Raw genomic sequence first — 17,941 nt, forward strand, 5'->3', positions numbered from 1 at the left:
CGGCACAAAGTCGAGAATATGTTCGGCAGGATCAAGGACTGGCGGCGCATCCACACGCGCTACGATCGTTGCGCCCATACCTTCATGTCCGCCATCTGCATCGCCGCGACCGTCATATTCTGGATCAATCAATGAGTCCTGACCCTAGGGGATTCCTAAAAGCATCGCTGAGTGATTCCTGGCGTGTCGGCTTAGGAGACTGGTGCGTGGTGAAGCGGTACGGATTGCGGGACGATCAATGGGAGCGGATCAGGGATCTTCTGCCAGGAAGTCTTGGCTATGTGGGGACGACAGCCAAGGACAACCGGCTGTTCGTCGAGGCGGTGCCGTACCGGCATCGAGCGGGTATCCCCTACCGTGATTTGCCCGAGCGTTTGGGGATTTCCGGGTGATCCATCTCCGGCATATGCGCCGGAGCTGCAGCGGGCACGGCAACGGGTATTCGAGCCTCTTGCAGCCGACAGCTACAATGAATATGCGATGCTCGATGCCACGTTGATCTGCGCGCATCAGTCGAGCGCCGGCGCAAAGGCGGATTGAGCACCAAGCTCCATGCCCTGTGCTGGGCAATCCTGTCGCTTTCCACCTGATGTCCGGCTACTGGCACGACCTGCACGGTGCCGACGTCTTGTTGCCCAAGGTCGTCGGCGGCTTCGGGGCAGCGCGGCGATAGTCGGCAGTAAGCGGCTAGCGGCGGCTCTATCGTAGTGCAAACGGCGAGACATATTCGTTAAGTTTGTCCTGCGCGGGGCGCCATTGCCTAACAAGGCCTAGATTTTTCTGAGAAAAATTCACGATTTAGGTGCTTTCGGTCGCCTCCGGGATACTTCCGGAGGTGCAAAGCGGTCGGTCTCATGGGCCTGGTCGTGAAATATCCCGTCAGGCGTCCCACCGGGAAGCTCACTTTCCGCCGTAGCTATCTTTCGACGTGCAAGGCGTGCTGGGCCGCGCGCTGAAATCACCGATAGATAGCGATCTTAAAGGACAGAAGTTTTGCGTTTCCCGCATGTGGATTTCGATCCGCCTCGCGTTCCCGTAAGACAAGGGGATGGCATTGCCCCACGATATCGCGGAGGAACGTGAGAATGACTGTGGGTGAGAAGCGGGTTCGATACGGGACATGCGTGCGTCTTTTCCTGGCCTGTTCGACCATTGCGCTTGGCGCGATGGGCGTCGTGGAGGCGCGGGACAGCCGGACCGAGCCGTCCGCCAAGGTCCAGGCCGCGCCCGCCGAAGCACAGGTTCCTCCCTCCCAGCCATGGGCGCATCTGGCGAGCGACGTGCCGGTCGACCCCAGCGTGCGCTTCGGCATGCTGCCCAACGGCATGGGGTATGCGCTGCTGCACAATGCGACCCCGCCGGGTGAGGCATCGCTGATGCTGCGCATCGATGCGGGTTCCCTTATGGAAAAGGACGACCAGCTCGGCCTCGCCCATTTCATGGAGCATATGGCGTTCAACGGAACGACGCATATTCCCAAAACCGAACTGATTGCCATCCTCCAGCGGCTTGGGCTGGCCTTCGGCGCCGATCTCAATGCGGCGACCAGCTTCGACCAGACCTTCTATCAATTGCAGATGCCGCGCAGCGACGCGAAGACGCTGGATACCGGCCTGTTCGTGCTGCGCGAGCAGGTGTCCGAAGCGACGATGGACCCCGGCGCCATCGATGAGGAGCGCGGCGTGATCGCCGGGGAGGAGCGGCTGCGCAATTCTCCGGGGCTGCGGGCCGCGGAGAAGCAGATGGCCGTCCTGGCCAAGGGGCAGAAGGTTGCGACCCGATTCCCGATCGGCGACCTGAAGATCATCAACACGGCCAAGCGCGACCGGTTCGTCGACTTCTACAACAGCTATTATCGCCCCTCGCGCGCCACCCTTGTCGCCGTGGGCGACTTCGATGTGGACGCTATGGAGGCCAAGGTCCGCAAGACATTCGCAGACTGGCAACCCAAGGGGCCGGACGGCGCCGACCCCGACCTGGGCCAGGTCGCCGCCAGGGGCAAGGAAACGCATATCTTCGTCGAGCCGGGCATGGACTCCAGCGTCTCCCTGGCCTGGACGCGGGCGCCTGACAATGCGCCCGACCGGGTGGCGAAGCGCCGCGACGATACGCTCGAAACTCTTGCCCTGGCCGTATTGAAACGGCGGCTCGGCGAAATGTCGCGGACCGACGATGCTCCGTTCCTGGCGGCCACCGCCGATGGTGGAGCTCTCATGCGCAGCGTGCAGATTTCCACGATCGGCGCGCAGTTCGTGCAGGGCAAGTGGCAGCAGGCGCTGAAGGCGATCGAGCAGGAGCAGCGCCGGTTTGTGACCTATGGCGTTACCGACGCGGAGCTTCAGCGAGAAATCAACAGCACTCGCACGACGCTTGAAAATGCGGTGAAGTCCGCCTCGACCCGTTTCACGCGCGGACTTTCCGGCAATTTGCTCAACACGGTGAACAGCCGGGTCGTCTTTTCGTCGCCAGCCACCAATCTGGCCCTTTTCCAGGAGACGACGAAGGATCTGAAGGCGGCCGACGTCAACGCCGCCATCAAGCGGATATTCGTGGGCGGCGGGCCGATCCTGACGATGACGTCGCCCGTGCCGATCGAAGGCGGGGAGCAGGCGGTCGCCGCCGCGCTCGACGCTTCGCAGAAAATGGCCGTCCTGGCCCCTGCGGCGCCAGTCAAGAAGCCCTGGGAATATACCAGTTTCGGCACGCCGGGCCAGGTTGTCGAAACGAAGCAACTGGCGGAACTGGGCGCTACCATCGTGACGTTCGCCAACGGCACGACCCTGACGTTCAAACGGACGGACTTCAGCAAGGATACGATTTCCATCTATCTTCTCACCGGCGCGGGCGAGCAGAATTTCTCGCCCGACAAGTTCGATCCCCGCGGGCTTTTGATCCGTTCCCTTAATGACGGAGGTCTGGGCAAGCTGACGGTGGACGAGATGAGCCGGGCTCTCAACGGTCACTCCGTCCGCACTTCGCTGGCGACGATGGGGGACCGCTTCCTGCTTGTTGGCTACACGCGCGGCAGGGATTTCCAACTGCAGATGCAAATGATGGGGGCCTATCTGACCGATCCGGCGTTCCGCCCCACAAGTTTCGAGCAGGCGAAGGCCAGCTACCCGGCAGCCTATGAAGCCAATCTGGCCACGCCGGCAACCGCCTTCCGGCTCTATGCGGCCGAGTTGCTGGCGGGCGGCGACAAGCGCGTCGCCGCTCTGCGGCCGGAGGAGATCGCCAATATCTCCGTCGAACCCTATCGGACCCAGCTCAAGGCGTTGCTGGACCAGGGGCCGATGCATCTGACCATCGTCGGCGACACGACTTTGGAGGAAGCGATCAAGGTCACCGCCAACACTTTGGGCGCACTACCCGCCCGGCAGCCGGTCAGCGGCCTGGCGCCCGGCGCCGACCGTCGCGCATTTCCGGCGCCGACGGCGGAGCCGCTCCGCTTCACGCATAAGGGCCTGGCGGAACAGAGCCTGGCTTATATCGCGTGGCCGGCGACCGACGCGACACGGGATCTAACCGAAGCGCGCCGGATCGAGCTTCTGGGGGCGGTCCTGAAGTTGCGCGTCCTTGAGGAGATAAGGGAGAAGGAAGGGTTGGCCTATGCCCCCAATGTTTCGACCGAGTTCTCCGACACCTACAAGGGTTATGGCAGCCTCGCGGCGCAGGCGGAGACGGACCCGGCGAAGTTGCCGTTGTTCTTCAAGGCAATTGACGCGATCGCCCAGGATCTGCGCGACAAGCCGGTCAGCGCCGACGAGTTGAAGCGCGCGCGGGAACCGCTGGTCGAACATGAGAAATTGGCCCAAAAGTCCAATTCCTGGTGGTTGAACAAGCTGGTTTACGCCGTGGACCGGCCCTGGTATCTGCCGCAAAGCATGACCTATGCGGCCGATCTGGAGGCGGTGCAGCCTGCCGACATCCAGGCGCTGGCGCGGAAATATCTGCGTCCGGAACTGGCCTGGAAGGCGCAGGTGATGCCTGAGGCCCAGGTCGCTGGCGCGGGGCCGAAGCCGACAGGTTACTAGTCATCGGGGCGCGTTGCCGCCAATGGGCGGCGGGCGCCAGCAAGGAGAAACACGGTCACCCAACCTCGTTCGCCACAGCAGGGATCGGAAGAACAGGCTTCGTTCGAAGCGCTGAACCAATCTTTTCGTCCGTCCCTGCTGCGCTATTTCAGGCGGCGCGTGGGCGCGCGCGCCGAAGTGGAGGATCTGGTCCAGCAGGTGTTCGAGCGCCTGCTGAAACGGGGCGGCGTGACCGAGATGAAATATGTCGGCGGCTATGTGTTCCAGACCGCCAGCAGCGTTCTGACCGACCATCTGCGCCGGCAGCGAAGCCATCATGCCGACGCCCATGACGAATTCGATCCGCAGACGCATTCGGATGTGGATTTTTCGCCCGAACACGTTCTAATTGAACGGGAACGTCTGGCCAGGGCCACGGCGATCCTGATCGAGCTTCCGGAACGGACACGCGTGATTTTTGTGTTGAGACGTCTGGAAGGCATGAAATATCTCGACATAGCAGCGAGACTGGGAATTTCCGTGAGCGCCGTCGAAAAACATATGGAGCGCGCCGTAGCGCGCCTGACGGAGGGGTTGGAACAAGAATGATGCGTCCCCGCGCCATTCCCCGGACACGCGGCATGTCTCCATCGGAAGGGGCAGCCCATTGGCTGGTCATCCACGATTCCCGCCCGCTGAATCCCGGCGAGGAAGCCGAATTCGCCGCCTGGATCGCTGATTCCGGCAATGCGGAGGCTTGGCGGTCCGCCAATAATGCGATGGCGGTATTCGATTTCGATTCCGGCCACGACGCCAACCTGCGCGCCTTGCGCCAGGCGGCGTTGGAGGCGCAGCCGGTTCCCAAAGTGCGTCCGGCGTTCGTCCTCGGCGCCCTTGCGGCCAGCGTCCTCGCCCTGATCGCGGTGGGCACGGCAATGCATCAGGTCGCGACTGAGGGCGGACGCAAGGGTGCGGAAACCAGAATCGCGGCGTCTGCGCCCGATTCCGGCGCGCAATCCACGCCGGGCAGTCTGGAATATAGCACCAGGGCAGGCGAGCGGCGCACGATCCGGCTTGCGGACGGAACGTCCGTCACCCTCAACACGCGCAGCCGTCTGATCGTCGCCTTTACCGAAAAGCGGCGCGTTGTTCGGCTGGCGAGCGGCCAAGCGCTGTTCGAGGTGGCCCATGACCGGAACCGTCCCTTCGCGGTCATCGCCGCCGACCGGCAGATTACGGCCCTGGGAACCGTTTTCGAGGTGCGCGTCGATCCCGGCCGGGTCAATGTCGTCCTGTTCCAGGGACGGGTCGTGGTCGACCGCGTGCCCGATGCCGCCGCCGGATCGGCAGCCGTGCCGTTGGCGCCCACCATCCTCCAGCCTGGTCAGGGATTCAGCGCCGAATTGGGGACGCCGCAAAAGGTCGGCGCGGTCGATGTCGAGCGCCAGCTTCTCTGGCGGGACGGCTTCGTTGAATTTGACGACGAACCGCTGGGGCGGGCTGTGGCCGAGATCAACCGCTATTCGAGCCATCCGATCACGCTGAACGACGACGGCGTCGCTGCGCTGCATGTCAGCGGCGTGTATCGCACGGGCGCGCCCGGCCAGTTCATCGACGCGATCCAGGGAATATTGCCGGTCGAAGCGCATCCGACCACTGACGGGAATGTCGAATTGTCGCTTGGAAAACATCCTTGATGACATTTCCGTTTCTATTTTGTGATATTCAAATGTGGTTTTCCGAAAAGCTGACGTTCACGCCTTAGAGGAAGAGCGCAACGCCTCCTCGACAACAGGAGGGCCAGCACGTGGGGGAATTCCGAGGACTTCGAAAGCATATCCGCCGTCACTTTTCGGTCGGCGCGGCGGCCGTCGCATTGGCGATGGTTCCGGCGGGCGCGGCGAGCGCCCAGACCGCAGCGGCTGAGCAGGCGCGGGTCAATCTGAACATTCCGGGCGGTGAACTGGGCAAGGCGCTGAGCCAGCTTGGCCGTCAGGCAGGGGTGCAGATCGCCTTCCTTCCCGACCGTGTTCGCGGCCAGCGCGTCAAGGCCCTGAAGGGCAATTTCACCGTCGAGCAGGCGCTGGAGCAACTTCTTTCCGGGACGGCCCTGCGTTTTCAGAAGACGTCGGGCGGTTCCTATGTGGTGGGCGGCCCCTCCTTTCAGACCATGGAAAAGGCCAGGGATATCGCCCAAGACTTGAGCGCGGCGCAGGGCATAGGCGCGGGCGGCAAGATCGATATACCTGAAATCCTCGTCCGGGGGCGACGATGGACCCTTAATCTGGATATTCCACGAACACAGGACGATGCGCAGCCCTATGTGGTCTTCACGCGTGAAGACATCGTCCGGTCCGGCTCCGGAAGCCTTGAAGACTTCTTCCGAAACTATCTGGGCGCGAACAACAGCGGCGCCCTGTCCACCCAGGCAGGTCTCAGCAAGGGGCAGAGCCTTATCAACCTTCGCGGCCTCGGCCCGGACAGCACGCTGATCCTGGTCGATGGACGTCGCTATGCGCAAGCCAATACCGGCAACGGCGTGTTCACCCAGGCTTCTATCAACGGCATTCCCATGGACGCCATCGAGCGCGTCGAAGTGCTGGCTTCCTCGGCTTCGGGCATTTACGGCTCCAATGCGGTCGGCGGTGTCATCAACATCATCATGCGCCGTGATTACAGAGGCTTCGAAGCAAGCGCCTATTATGGAAACACCAGCCGCCTCGACGCTGATGACCGACGTTTGAGCTTCAACGGCAGCCTTCCGCTGGAAAAGGGCAAGACCACCCTGTCCTTTGCGCTCAACTGGCAAAAGACCGGCGCCCTCTATGAAGGCGAGCGGGATTTCGTCTCTCACGGACGAGCGCGCCTTCTTGCGAACGCGCCTGGCCATCTGAACACCATCACGCAGCCGGTGCAAGGCGCGACGCCGAACATCGTCAGCGCCGATGGCAGCAATCTTATTCTGAAACCCCTTTATGGCGGCACGTCGTTAGGGTCGAGGATCACCTATATCCCGGCCGGATTCCGGGGAATCGGGCTGGATGGCGTCGCTCCCCTGATCGCCAATGCAGGAAAGCAAAATCTGGAGGTTTCCCAGACGCCGACGGGCGGCGGCGCCGGAAATGGAGGGCTGGCGCCGTTGATTACGCCGACGCAAACCTACAATGCGTCGGCTACCGTAAAGCGGGAGTTTGCGTCATGGTTGAGCCTATATGCTCAGGGCGGCTATTCGCGATATGAACAGGCACGACTTACCAATCCGGCCGCAGGATCGTACACCCTGCCCGCAAGCGCCGCGAACAATCCTTTCACGCGGCCGATCATCGTCTCCGCACCGATCACGGAAGGCAATCTGGAATCTATCAGCTCCACCACCACCTGGCGGGCGCTCGCAGGCGGCATCATCAAACTGCCCTATGGATGGCAGGCGGCAATCGACCTGAATTGGAACTGGACCAGCTACAAGTTCGACGATAGCCCGCCCGGGTTCGACATGGCAACCGATGCGGCTGTGCGCAACGGCACGATCAATCTGGTTCGCGACATTTCGCTCAATCCGCCGACGTTCACCTATTTGAACAGGCCGTCCCAGGGGCTTTTGACGCCATCCGACTCCTTTTCGCGATCCTATACGCTGAAGGTTGCCGGGCCGACGCCTTTTCTGCGCCTATGGGGTGGCAGGCCGATTGTCACACTCCTGCTGGAGCAGGACAAGCAAGTCCAATATGACTATGTAACCTATAACAATACGGTGCAGGCATCGTCGGTCAACTTCACGCCGCGGCGATCCCAGCGCACCGACAGCGTTTACGGTGAAATCCGGCTGCCGATCGTGGGACCGGACAATCACGTCCCCCTGTTCCATCAATTGGAACTTCAGGTGGCCGGCCGCTACGATCGGTATATCGGCGTCGGCGCCAATTCTTCGCTGAACTGTTTTCCGGGCGTAAGCCCTGGCCAGATCGTCGGACCATTGCCGGACAGCGCCTACTCCACTGCCTGCCCGCAGGCGGGGGCCCAGCCTGCATTTGCCCGCACCGACAACAGTTCGACCAATCCCACGGTCGCGCTGAGTTGGGCACCCGTCAAGGACATCACATTTCGCGGTTCCTATTCGACGGGATATCAGCCCCCTTATCTGAACTCGCTCATCACGGTCGACGCCGGCGCACCCGGCACGCTCCTTGCTGGCGTAACCGCCGTCAATGTCAGGGATCCGCTTCGCGGGAATGAAGCGATCGGCAGCAATTTTCTGGGGCTATTGCAGGTCATACCGGCAAAGATCGGCGGCAATCCCAATGTCGAGCCGCAGACATCGGAAAGCTGGTCGTTCGGCGGGATATTGACGCCGCGCTGGTTGCCCGGCTTTCGATTCTCTGTCGACTGGACCCGCATCACGCAGAAAAACCTCTACTATCAACCGGCGATCCTGCTCAGCGGCGGGGCGATTCCGGGCGGTCAGCAGGCGTTCAATGATTTCCTCGCGGCTTATCCTGAACGCTTCCCGCGGTCGACCAACCCTGCCACCTTCGGTACGTTCGGAGTTGGGCCGATTCTCTCCGCGGACGTAACGACGGCCAACCTGTTGCGATCCGAATCGGAATCGATCGACTTTGCCGGAAGCTACGACACGAAGCTCGGCAATGGCTTTCTCAGCCTGAAGGCCGGTGCGACTTGGTTGAAAAGCCTTATCATACAAACCACGCCGCTTGCCGAACCCGTCAACTCGGCTGGCGCGCTCGACAATCTGTTCATGAATTTCGTGGGCGGGGCGGGCGGCGTTTCCTGGAAGGGGAACGGTTCGGCCGTCTATTCCACCGATCGCTGGTCCCTGGGCCTGCGCGGCCGTTATGTCGGCCCTTACTATCTCAACGCCCAGCATACGGTTCAGCCGCTTCAGGGGTCGGCCAAAATCCCGTCCCAGGCCTATTTCGATGTCTTTGGAACATATAAGATCTTCACCAAGACCGAACTGCGCGCTGGCGTGAACAATGTGTTCGACAAGTCGCCGCCGATCAACGCGACCGTCAGCCTCTTCTATAGCCAGTTCGGCGATCCGCGCCGGGCCAACTTCTATCTCAGCGTCAACCAGCGCTTCTGAGATGACGGTGCGGGGAGCCTGAAGAGGGCTCCCCAGGGCGTCCCTCGCTTTGGCGGCGGGGGACGTCTGCCGGTTGCGGGCCAGCGGACCCCATGTGCCCATCCATGATGGGACGGCGAACAACCGGCTTCTTCCAAAAAGGGACTAAATCAATGACGACCCAATTCCGCCTGCCTGCGGCGCTCGCAATGTTGTGCGCCGTAGCGGCGCCGATCTCCGCCCTTGCCAAGGCCCCGGCGGCCAGGTCCGCTATCGCCGCCGATCCGCTGGCGAAGCTGACGCTCGACATTCCCTATACGCGCATGGTGCTGAAGAACGGGCTGACGCTGATCGTGCATGAGGATCATTCCGCGCCGCTGGTCGCCACGAACATATGGTATCATGTCGGCTCGAAGGATGAGCCGAGGGGACGGACGGGCTTTGCCCATCTGTTCGAGCATCTGCTGTTCAACGGTTCGGAGAATTTCAACGACGATTTCTTCAAGGCGACGCAGAAGATCGGCGCGACCCGCCAGAATGGGACGACGAGCTGGGACCGGACGAATTATTTCGAGGTCGTCCCCAAAAATGCCCTGGACGCGATCCTGTGGCTGGAAAGCGACCGGATGGGGCATTTGCTGGGCGCGATCGACCAGACGCGGCTGGACGAGCAGCGCGCCGTCGTCAAGAATGAGAAGCGCCAGGGCGAAAACCGGCCCTATGCCAAGGCGCAGGAGATATTGATCCGTGCGTTGACGCCGCAGGGCCATCCCTATGACCATAATGTCATCGGGTCGATGGAGGATCTGAATGCCGCCAGCCTTGAGGATGTCCGCGCCTGGTTCAAAGGCTATTACGGGCCGTCCAACGCGGTGCTGACGCTATCGGGCGACATCACGCCCGGCGAGGCGCTGGCCAAGGTGGAGCGGTATTTCGGCGACATCGATCCGGGCCAGCCGGTCGCGCATCCCAAGGTCTGGCCGATCGACCGCACCGGCACTGTGCGCCAGACGGTGACCGATCGCGTCAGCCAGGCGCGGCTGATCCGGGCCTGGAACGTGTCGGACTATGGCGCGCCAGACACCAGCTATCTGGAGATATTGGCCGAGGTGCTGGCGGGCGACCGCAACAGCCGCCTGACGAAGCGGCTGGTGATCGACGAGCGGCGGGCGACCGAAGTGTCGGTCGGGGTCGACGATCGCGAGATCGGGGGACAGTTCATCATCGACGTCATGATCCGCCCCGGCGAGGATGCGGCGCGGGTCGAGGCGGTGGTGGACGAGGAGTTGAAGCGCCTGATCGCGCAGGGACCGACCGCCGCCGAACTGCAACGCGTGCGCACGCGGCACGTCGCCAGTCAGGTGCGCGCCTTCGAGAGCATCTCCGCCAAGGCCGACCTTCTGTCCCAGAGCCAGACCTATCTGGGCGATCCCGGCGGCTGGAAGAACCGGTCCCGGCGCTTCCGCGAAGCGACCCCGGCGGAGGTGCAGGGCGCGGCGAAGAAATGGCTGAGCGACGGCGACCTCGTGCTGACATTCCTGCCATCCGGCGCGCTCGGCGCTTCGGCCCCTATCGAGCGCAAGGCCATGCCGCAGCCGGGCGCGATGGCTCCGGCGGTCTTTCCGGCGGTTGAGCGCGCGACGCTGGCCAACGGGCTTAAGCTTGTGGTGGCGCGGCGGGCCGAGGCTCCGATCGTCAGAATGTCCATGCTGCTGAATACCGGCATCGCGCCGGACTTCGCCCGGATCGCGCCCGGCACCGGCAGTCTGGCGCTCGACCTGCTGGGCGAAGGCACGACGACGAGGACCGGCGCGGAACTGACGGAAGCCTTCAATGCCCTGGGCGCGACCTTCTCGGCCTCAGGCGGCGGCGAGACGAGCCAGCTTTCGCTTTCCGCGATCAAGCCGACATTGCCGCAGGCGCTGGCGCTTTACGCGGACATAATGATGCATCCCGCCTTCGCGCAAAGCGACATCGATCGCCTGAAGGCCCAGACCGTCGCGGATATCGTTTCCGGGCGGGACAATCCGACCCGCATCGCATCCCGGCTTCTGCCGCGCCTCGCCTTCGGGGCGGACAGTCCCTATGGTCGGATGGTCACGGAGGAGTCGATCCAGTCGGTCGCCCGCGCCGATCTGGCGGCGTTCCACGATCGCTGGTTCCATCCCGATAATGCGACGCTGATCGTGGTCGGCGATACCAGCCTTGCCGAAATCCGTCCCCTGATAGAGGCCGCGTTCGCCGGTTGGACGGGCGCCGGTCGGGGCGGTGGCCACGCGCCGGAGCTTCTGACGCCGGTCGCTCCTCCGCTCACCAAGCCGGTCGTCTATCTGGTGGACAAGCCCGGCACGCCGCAGAGCGTGATCCAGGCTGTGACGGTAGCGCCGCCGCGCAAGGATGGCGACGAAATCCCGCGCGAGATTTTCAACATGGCCTTCGGCGGAGATTTCGTGTCCCGGCTCAACATGAAGCTGCGCGAGGAAAAGGGCTGGTCCTATGGTGCGCGCAGCCGATATTCCTCGGCACGCGGATCGCGGCTGTTCTCGGCGGGTGGATCGGTTCAGACGGACAAGACCGCGGAAGCGATGGTCGAGACGGCAAAGCTGCTGACCGGGCTTGCGGAAAGCCAGCCGATCACCGCGACGGAACTCGCCAATGTGCAGGGTTCGATGACGCTCAGCCTGGCCAGCGAATGGTCGAGCGGCGGCCGGATCGTGGCCTATCTGGTCGATCAGAGTGTCAATGCCCTGCCCGATAATTATTATGCGCATTATGACGCCCGCGTGAAGGCGCAGACCCTGGTCGCGGTGAACGAGGTGGCGCGATCGGTCGGCACGGCGGTTCCGATCTGGGTCGTGGTGGGCGACCGCTCCCAGATCGAGGCCAAGGTGCGCGCCACGGGATTGGGCGAGGTGCGCGTGATCGATGCCGACGGGAAGGCCGTCCTTCCCTGAACAGGGGGGGCCAGGGTTCGGTGCGCTCCATCGCCCTGGCCGTTCATGCAGGCGATAGAACCGGGAAATTTGATGCTGCCGCGCGGGCCGAGCCTCTATTCGAACTCGATCGTCTCCGCCGGGCGCAACGCCGGGAAGCGATCCGGCGCTATGCCGCGGGCCGCCAGTCCGGCAGCCAGGCGGGCTGCGGGCTCTTCCCAGGGTTCGTCGGTCAGCTTGAAGGTGCCCCAATGGATGCCGAGGGCGTTCCGCGCATCGAGGTCCAGCATGATCTGGATCGCCTCCTCCGGATCGCTATGCTGCGCGGACATGAACCATCGCGGATCATAGGCGCCGATGGGCAGAATGGCGAGATCGGGCGAACCGAAGCGCGCCCGCAGATCGCGGAAGATCGCGCCGGTGCCATAGCCGGTGTCGCCTGCGAAATAGATGAGCCTGCCTTTGGCGCGCAGCATGAAGCCGCCCCACAACGCCATCCGCCTGTCCCCCGGACCGCGGGAAGACCAATGGAGGGCGGGCACGATATGCGCTTCCACGCCGGGCGCTATCGTGAAGCGGTCGAACCAGTCGCCCGCCTCGACCCGCGCTTTGGGGATGTGCCGATGGACGATGCTGTCATTGCCCAGCGGCGTGATGATGGGCGGATTGCGCCGCGCCTGCAACGCCCGCAGGGTGGGGATGTCGAGATGGTCGTAATGATTGTGGGACAGCAGGATCGCGTCGATCGGCGGCAGGTCGTCCATGGCGATGCCCGGCGCGGTCACGCGGCGCGGCCCTGCGAAGGAAAGCGGGCTGGCGCGGTCGGACCAGACGGGATCGGTCAGGATGTTCACGCCGCCTGTCTGGATCAGAAGCGTGGCGTGGCCGACCATGGTGACGCGCAATCCCTCTACGCGGGTATCGGGGATGATAGGGGAGACCGGGACCGATTGGGGCCATTGCGTCCTGGGCGCTTCCCGATGCCAGCGGAGCAGATCGCGCAAGGACCGGTCCGTTTCCGGCTCCCCGCGTGGGTTCAGGAAGCGAAGCCCGTCGAAGTGGCCGCTGACGGGGCCGTCATAATAGCGGTTCCGGCGCGGCATTCAGCGATGATTTCCGGTTGCCGCGCTGGCGATGATGGTCTTCGTCATCGCGGCTATTTAGTGCGGGATGACGGAAGTTGAAGTCCTTGCAGGCCATTGGCGATGCCGGCAAGTCCATAAATGACATGGTCAATTGAGCCGCGCTTTCAGCAGGGGGCGGAGCAGATAGTTGAGCACGCTGCGCTTGCCGCTCAATATGTCCACCTCCGCCACCATGCCGGGGATGATCGGCAGCGTCTCATTTCCTTTTTTGAGTTGGCGGCCGTCGGTGCGGATCAGGACCTGATAATAGGATTCCTTGCCGTGGGGGGTCTGTTCCTCGATCGTGTCGGCGCTGATCTGTTCCAGCGTGCCCTGCAGATCGCCGTAGACGGTATAGTCATAGGCGGTGATCTTCACCTTGGCGGGCATGCCGGGGACCAGGAAGGCGACGTCGCGGGGCTTGATCCGGGCCTCCACCAGCAGCCGTTCCTCGACCGGGATCACTTCCATGATCGCCTCGCCCGGCTGGATCACGCCGCCCTTGGTGTTGATGATGATCTTGTTCACGCGGCCCCGCACCGGGGAGAGTATCTGGGTGCGGCGAAGCTGGTCGTCGCGCTGCCGCACGATGGGTTCCAGCGCGCTCAGATCGGCCTTTTTCTTCGAAAGTTCGGTATAGGATTCCTGCGCGTAGGTGCTGCGGATTTCGGCCAGCTTGCCTTTCAGCGTCGCCACTTCCTGGCTGAGTTTCAGCGCTTCCATCTCGCTCACCATGTTGCGGGCGACGAGCGGGCGCAGGATCGCAAGCTGGCTTTCGGCGATGCCGATCTGCTGGGCGATGGAGCCGGTGGTTTCGGCCAGTTTCTCCCGGCGCGAGCGGAAAAGTTCGGTTTCGGTGCGGGCCACCGATCCGCCGGGGTCGATGCCCGCCGGGAAGGTGATCGCGCCGCGGCCCAGCACCTCCGCCTCCAGCCGGGCGACTGTCGCCTTCAACCCGGCCGCTTGGTTGGAGGATTCGGCATAATTGGTTTCGAAGCGCGTGGGGTCTAGCTGCACCAGCGGCTGGCCGACATTCACCAGATCGCCTTCCTTGACCAGCAGGGCGCCCAATATGCCGCCCTCCAGGCTCTGGATCTTCTGTTCGCGGCTGAAGGGCACCACCCGCCCTTCGCCCCGCGTCACCTGATCCAGCTTCGCCCAGGCGGCCCAGCCGATGAACAGGATGAGGCAGCCGAACATCACCCACAGCGCTAGGCGGGAGCGGGGATGGACGTCGGCGGCGAAGGGATCGGCCAGTTCGCGCCGCAGCCGTTCGGGCGCCGTCAGGCTAACGCGCATCGCTTCCTCCTTCATTGGCAGGGGTAGCATTGGCCGGGGCCGCATTGGCCGGACCTGTCCGGACCTGATCGCCGGAGACGATGCCGTCGAGCGGCCCGTCCATGACCACCCGGCCATGGCGCAGCACCACGGCCCGGTCGACGAGCGCGAGCAGGCTGCGCTTGTGCGTGGTGGCGATCAGCGTGCGGCTGCCCAGCCAGCCTTGCAGATAGTCGATCACGTGATTTTCGCTGGCCTGGTCGAAAAAGGCGGTCGGTTCGTCCAGCAGCACGATCTGCGGGTCCTGGAGCAGCAGCCGGGCGAGGCCCACCGCCTGACGCTGACCGCCGGAAAGGCTGGCGCTGCCCTGGATCGGCGCGTCCAGCCCCAGCGGATTGGCCCGGACGAACGCGCCCAGCCCGACCGCGTCGAGCGCGTCGAACAGTTCGGCATCGCCCAGCGCCGCCCCGGACAGGTTCAGATTGTCGCGCAGCGTGCCGTGCAGCAGCGCCACGTCCTGCGGCAGATAGCCGATGGCGTGGCGACGGTCGGCCGGATCGATGGTGTGGAGGTTGACGTCGTCCAGCAATATGCGGCCCGAAGCCGTATCGCCCAGCCCGGACAGCAGCCTGAGCAGCGAGGATTTGCCCGCGCCGTTGCCGCCCAGCAGCGCCACCCGCTCGCCCGCGCCGATGGACAGGGCGCCGACATGCACGACCGGCGGATTGTCGCCATATTGCAGCGTCACTTCCTCCAGCCGGAAGGCGCCCGCCAGCTTTTCCTTGCGGACGAACGCCTTGCCCGCCGGTCGTTCGACCGGCGAGGCCATGAGCTGGTCCAGCCCCTCCATCGCGACGCGGACATGCTGCCAGCGGCCGAGGATCGACGCCGCCTGCGACATGGGCGCGATGCCCCGCGACGACAGGATCGAACAGGCGACCAGCGCGCCCATCGTCATGTCGCCGGTGCTGATCCGGTAGACGCCGAACAGGATGACGCCGACATAGCCAAGCTGCTGCACCAGCGTGGCGCCGTAGCTGAGCATCGCGGTCAGCGTGGCGGTGCGGCTGGCGGTGCCCGCGAGTTCGGCGGTCAGATTTTCCCACATATGCAGGGCGCGGCCTTCGCCCCGCGCCGCCTTCAGCGTTTCGAGATTTTCGATGGATTCGAGCAGGATCGAATTCTTGACCGCGCCTTCGCGCAGGTTGCGGCGGGACAGCGCCCCCAGCTTGCGCTGGCTGAGCATGCCCGGCAGCACGATCAGCAGGATCGCCGCGACCGGCACCCAGACGATGGGTCCGCCCAGCAGCGCGATCAGCGCCAGGAACACCAGCACGAAGGGCAGGTCGCTGATCACCGCCGCGCTCGACGCGGTGAAGAATTCGCGGACCGATTCGAATTCGCGTATCTGGGTGCTGAACGCGCCGAGCGAGGGCGGCTTGGCGGCGAGCCGGGTGTTCAGAACCCGTTCGAAAAGCTGGGAGGAGAGGCGGAGGTCCAGCCGCTTGCCCATCGTATCGAGCAGATGCGCCCGCAGCACGCGCAGCACCGCTTCGAACAGCAGCGCCAGGCCGACGCCGCTGGCGAGAATCCACAAGGTATCGAACGCCGCGTTCGGCACCACGCGGTCATAGACCTGCATCGCGAACAGCGCCGATCCGATGGCGAGCAGGTTCGCCATCATCGCCGCCAGCGCCACCTCCAGATAGTCGCGGCGATAGTTTTTGAGCGTGCCGAAGAACCAGTGTTTGCCCTCGGCCTGGGCGAAGGCGCCTGCGCGGCCGTCCGCCCGGTAGCGCGGCTTGGCGAAGATCGCGGTGCCTTCGTAGAAAAAGGCGAGGTCGGCCCGGTCGAACCGTTGCTGGCCGCCGCCGCTGCCCGGCAGCAGCAGGTCGGCGCCGTCCGCGTCCAGCCCGGCCAGCACCGCCCAGTCGCCGTTCCGCAACAGGATCAGCGCGGGCAGCAGATAGGGTTCGACCTGCGCCAGATCGAACGGCGCCACGCGCGCGGCGACGTCGATGCGGCGCAGGGCGCGGGGCACCATCGCCACCGGCAGCCGCCCCTGTTCCAGCGGCATGCCGTCGCCCAGTTCGGCCGCGTTGGTGGCGCGCCCCAGTTCGCGGCAGAGCAGCACCAGCCCCTCGCGCAGCGGATCGAGCCGGGGCGCGACCGTGGCGGGCGGGAGAATGGGTTCGGAAATCGCCGTCGCCATCAATAAAGTCCCTTTTCCAGCAGGTCCCCGACCAGGCCGAGCTTGGCGGCCGCCCGATATTCGTCGCGCAGCCGGTCGATGCGCGCGCTGATAAGCTGGCGCTGCGCCTCGAACCGTTCGCGGCGGGCATTGAGCAGGTCGATCAGGTCGCGGCGGCCGGCTCGGAACTGTTCCAGATAGGTCACGCCGAGGTCGGTGGAGGCGCTGACCTGCGCCTCCAGCATCTCCTGCCGTCCGCGCAGCATGGTCGCGTGATCGAGCAGGGTCCGCAATTCGCGGCGCAATTCGCGGCTGGTGGTCGCCTCGTTCCAGATCGCGGCCTGGATGCGTTGTTGCGCGCCCTTGGGCCGCAGGAAGCTGGAGATGCCCTGGAAATTGGAGCGGAGGCGTAGCGCCACCGTCGCATCGTCGACCGGCGTGCCGCCAATGTCGCGGCGGGTCATCGATCCTTCCAGATTGAGTTGGGGCAGCATCTCTGCGCGGGCCTGCCGCAATTTGGCCTCGGCCGATCGCGTACCCTCCGTCATGGCGCGATAGGCGGGGGATTCCTCGATCAGCTTTTGCAGGTCGTTACGGGCGATATAGGCCGCGACCGAGGCGGGTGACGGATCGGAAAGCCCGTCGGCTTCCTCCCCCACCAGCAGCAGATATTCGTGATGGGCATTGTCGAGCGTGCCCTGTTCGATCGCAAGCTGTTCGCGGGCGCGGGCCAGTTCCAGCCCGGCGCGGTCGGGTTCGCTGCGGTCGCTATAGCGGCCTTCGCTGCGCGCCGCAGTCATGCGCCAGATATCCTCCAGATCGGCGATATGCGTCTGGAGACCCGCCACCTGGCGCTGGGTGACGAGGATGTCCAGATAGACCTCCACGATGGAGAGGGCGACCTCCTCCCGCTTCTGCCGCAGCTTTTCGGAGAGTTGGCGGCGGACGGCGCGGCCATCGGCCACCGCGCTCTTCGTGCGGCCCCAGTCGTAGAGCATCTGGCTGGCGACGACGTCATAGGCGATGCCGTCCAGCCTGAACGATTGCGGGCCGCCCGACACGGAGACCGAGGGATAATAGCCGCTGCCCGCGATGGAGACATCGGTGCCTGCCGCGGATTCCTCGGCCTTGCCCGCGCGCAGTTCGGGGTTGATCGCCAGCCCCTTGCGCACTGCCTGCTCGACCGTGGTGGGGGCGGCGATGGCCGGGAAGGCGGCGGACAGCAGGATGGATGCCCAGCCGAGCCGGATCTTCCGGCCCCGCCGACGTTGCTTGCGCGGGGAGGACGGCCCCGCATCTTCTTTGTGCGGCATAATCTTCTT

The 17,941-nt window shown here is 64.3% G+C and carries 11 protein-coding genes and 1 pseudogene; 7 read left to right on the plus strand and 5 right to left on the minus strand.

The genetic code is table 11. The features are described from left to right. The 7 genes and pseudogenes from BV95_RS11145 to BV95_RS11170 all read left to right on the plus strand — a co-directional run. Nucleotides 1–135 (plus strand): transposase (locus tag BV95_RS11145; protein WP_037451481.1); only part of this gene is annotated, 135 nt, incomplete at its 5' end. Between the two features lie 74 nt (nt 136–209). After that, nucleotides 210–643, plus strand: a pseudogene (locus BV95_RS24930) (transposase); the annotation flags it as partial. Nucleotides 644–1,085: 442 nt separating this feature from the next. Next, nucleotides 1,086–4,034 (plus strand): M16 family metallopeptidase, encoded by a 2,949-nt coding sequence (locus tag BV95_RS11150; protein ID WP_051749719.1) that lies wholly within the window; start codon nt 1,086–1,088, stop codon nt 4,032–4,034. A gap of 111 nt (nt 4,035–4,145) precedes the next feature. Continuing rightward, on the plus strand, nt 4,146–4,622 hold the full coding sequence (locus tag BV95_RS11155) for an RNA polymerase sigma factor (protein ID WP_037451484.1): 477 nt from the start codon (nt 4,146–4,148) through the stop codon (nt 4,620–4,622). Between the two features lie 32 nt (nt 4,623–4,654). Beyond that, on the plus strand, nt 4,655–5,710 hold the full coding sequence (locus tag BV95_RS22720) for a FecR family protein (RefSeq protein WP_162179742.1): 1,056 nt from the start codon (nt 4,655–4,657) through the stop codon (nt 5,708–5,710). 110 nt (nt 5,711–5,820) lie between these two features. Further along, complete coding sequence (locus BV95_RS11165) at nt 5,821–9,114, plus strand: TonB-dependent receptor (protein ID WP_037451486.1); 3,294 nt, start codon at nt 5,821–5,823, stop codon at nt 9,112–9,114. A 152-nt stretch (nt 9,115–9,266) separates the two neighbouring features. Next, nucleotides 9,267–12,047, plus strand: a complete 2,781-nt coding sequence (locus BV95_RS11170; protein ID WP_037451490.1) for a M16 family metallopeptidase — start codon at nt 9,267–9,269, stop codon at nt 12,045–12,047. A 95-nt stretch (nt 12,048–12,142) separates the two neighbouring features. On the opposite strand, the gene BV95_RS11175 is transcribed toward BV95_RS11170, so the two are convergent. From BV95_RS11175 to BV95_RS11190, 5 genes are read right to left on the minus strand one after another with little or no spacing between them, the layout of a single operon-like run. Further along, nucleotides 12,143–13,129: an MBL fold metallo-hydrolase gene (locus BV95_RS11175; protein ID WP_037451493.1), complete on the minus strand. Its 987-nt coding sequence runs from the start codon at nt 13,127–13,129 to the stop codon at nt 12,143–12,145. Beyond that, complete coding sequence (locus BV95_RS24030; protein ID WP_162179743.1) at nt 13,104–13,262, minus strand: hypothetical protein; 159 nt, start codon at nt 13,260–13,262, stop codon at nt 13,104–13,106. Before BV95_RS24030 ends, BV95_RS11175 begins: the two co-directional genes overlap by 26 nt. Beyond that, nucleotides 13,259–14,449 carry a beta-barrel domain-containing protein gene (locus tag BV95_RS11180; RefSeq protein WP_081873353.1) on the minus strand — a complete coding sequence of 397 codons (1,191 nt, stop codon included), beginning with the start codon at nt 14,447–14,449 and terminating at the stop codon, nt 13,259–13,261. Before BV95_RS11180 ends, BV95_RS24030 begins: the two co-directional genes overlap by 4 nt. Then, the gene (locus BV95_RS11185; protein ID WP_051749722.1) at nt 14,439–16,640 is read right to left on the minus strand and encodes a type I secretion system permease/ATPase; all 2,202 of its coding nucleotides are present in this window, start codon (nt 16,638–16,640) and stop codon (nt 14,439–14,441) included. The genes BV95_RS11180 and BV95_RS11185 overlap by 11 nt, the downstream gene beginning before the upstream one ends. Next, nucleotides 16,640–17,932 (minus strand): TolC family protein, encoded by a 1,293-nt coding sequence (locus tag BV95_RS11190; protein WP_051749723.1) that lies wholly within the window; start codon nt 17,930–17,932, stop codon nt 16,640–16,642. Before BV95_RS11190 ends, BV95_RS11185 begins: the two co-directional genes overlap by 1 nt. Between the last annotated feature and the right edge of the window lie 9 nt (nt 17,933–17,941).

Source organism: Sphingobium chlorophenolicum, from assembly GCF_000722875.1.
Classification (GTDB): domain Bacteria; phylum Pseudomonadota; class Alphaproteobacteria; order Sphingomonadales; family Sphingomonadaceae; genus Sphingobium; species Sphingobium chlorophenolicum.

Excerpts from the sequence above, each read along its gene's own strand:
- BV95_RS11150 (WP_051749719.1), top strand. The coding sequence starts at position 1,086 with ATGACTGTGGGTGAGAAGCGGGTTCGATACGGGACATGCGTGCGTCTT.
- BV95_RS22720 (WP_162179742.1), top strand. The coding sequence starts at position 4,655 with ATGTCTCCATCGGAAGGGGCAGCCCATTGGCTGGTCATCCACGATTCC.
- BV95_RS11170 (WP_037451490.1), top strand. The coding sequence starts at position 9,267 with ATGACGACCCAATTCCGCCTGCCTGCGGCGCTCGCAATGTTGTGCGCC.
- BV95_RS11175 (WP_037451493.1), bottom strand. The coding sequence starts at position 13,129 with ATGCCGCGCCGGAACCGCTATTATGACGGCCCCGTCAGCGGCCACTTC.
- BV95_RS11180 (WP_081873353.1), bottom strand. The coding sequence starts at position 14,449 with ATGCGCGTTAGCCTGACGGCGCCCGAACGGCTGCGGCGCGAACTGGCC.
- BV95_RS11185 (WP_051749722.1), bottom strand. The coding sequence starts at position 16,640 with ATGGCGACGGCGATTTCCGAACCCATTCTCCCGCCCGCCACGGTCGCG.
- BV95_RS11190 (WP_051749723.1), bottom strand. The coding sequence starts at position 17,932 with ATGCCGCACAAAGAAGATGCGGGGCCGTCCTCCCCGCGCAAGCAACGT.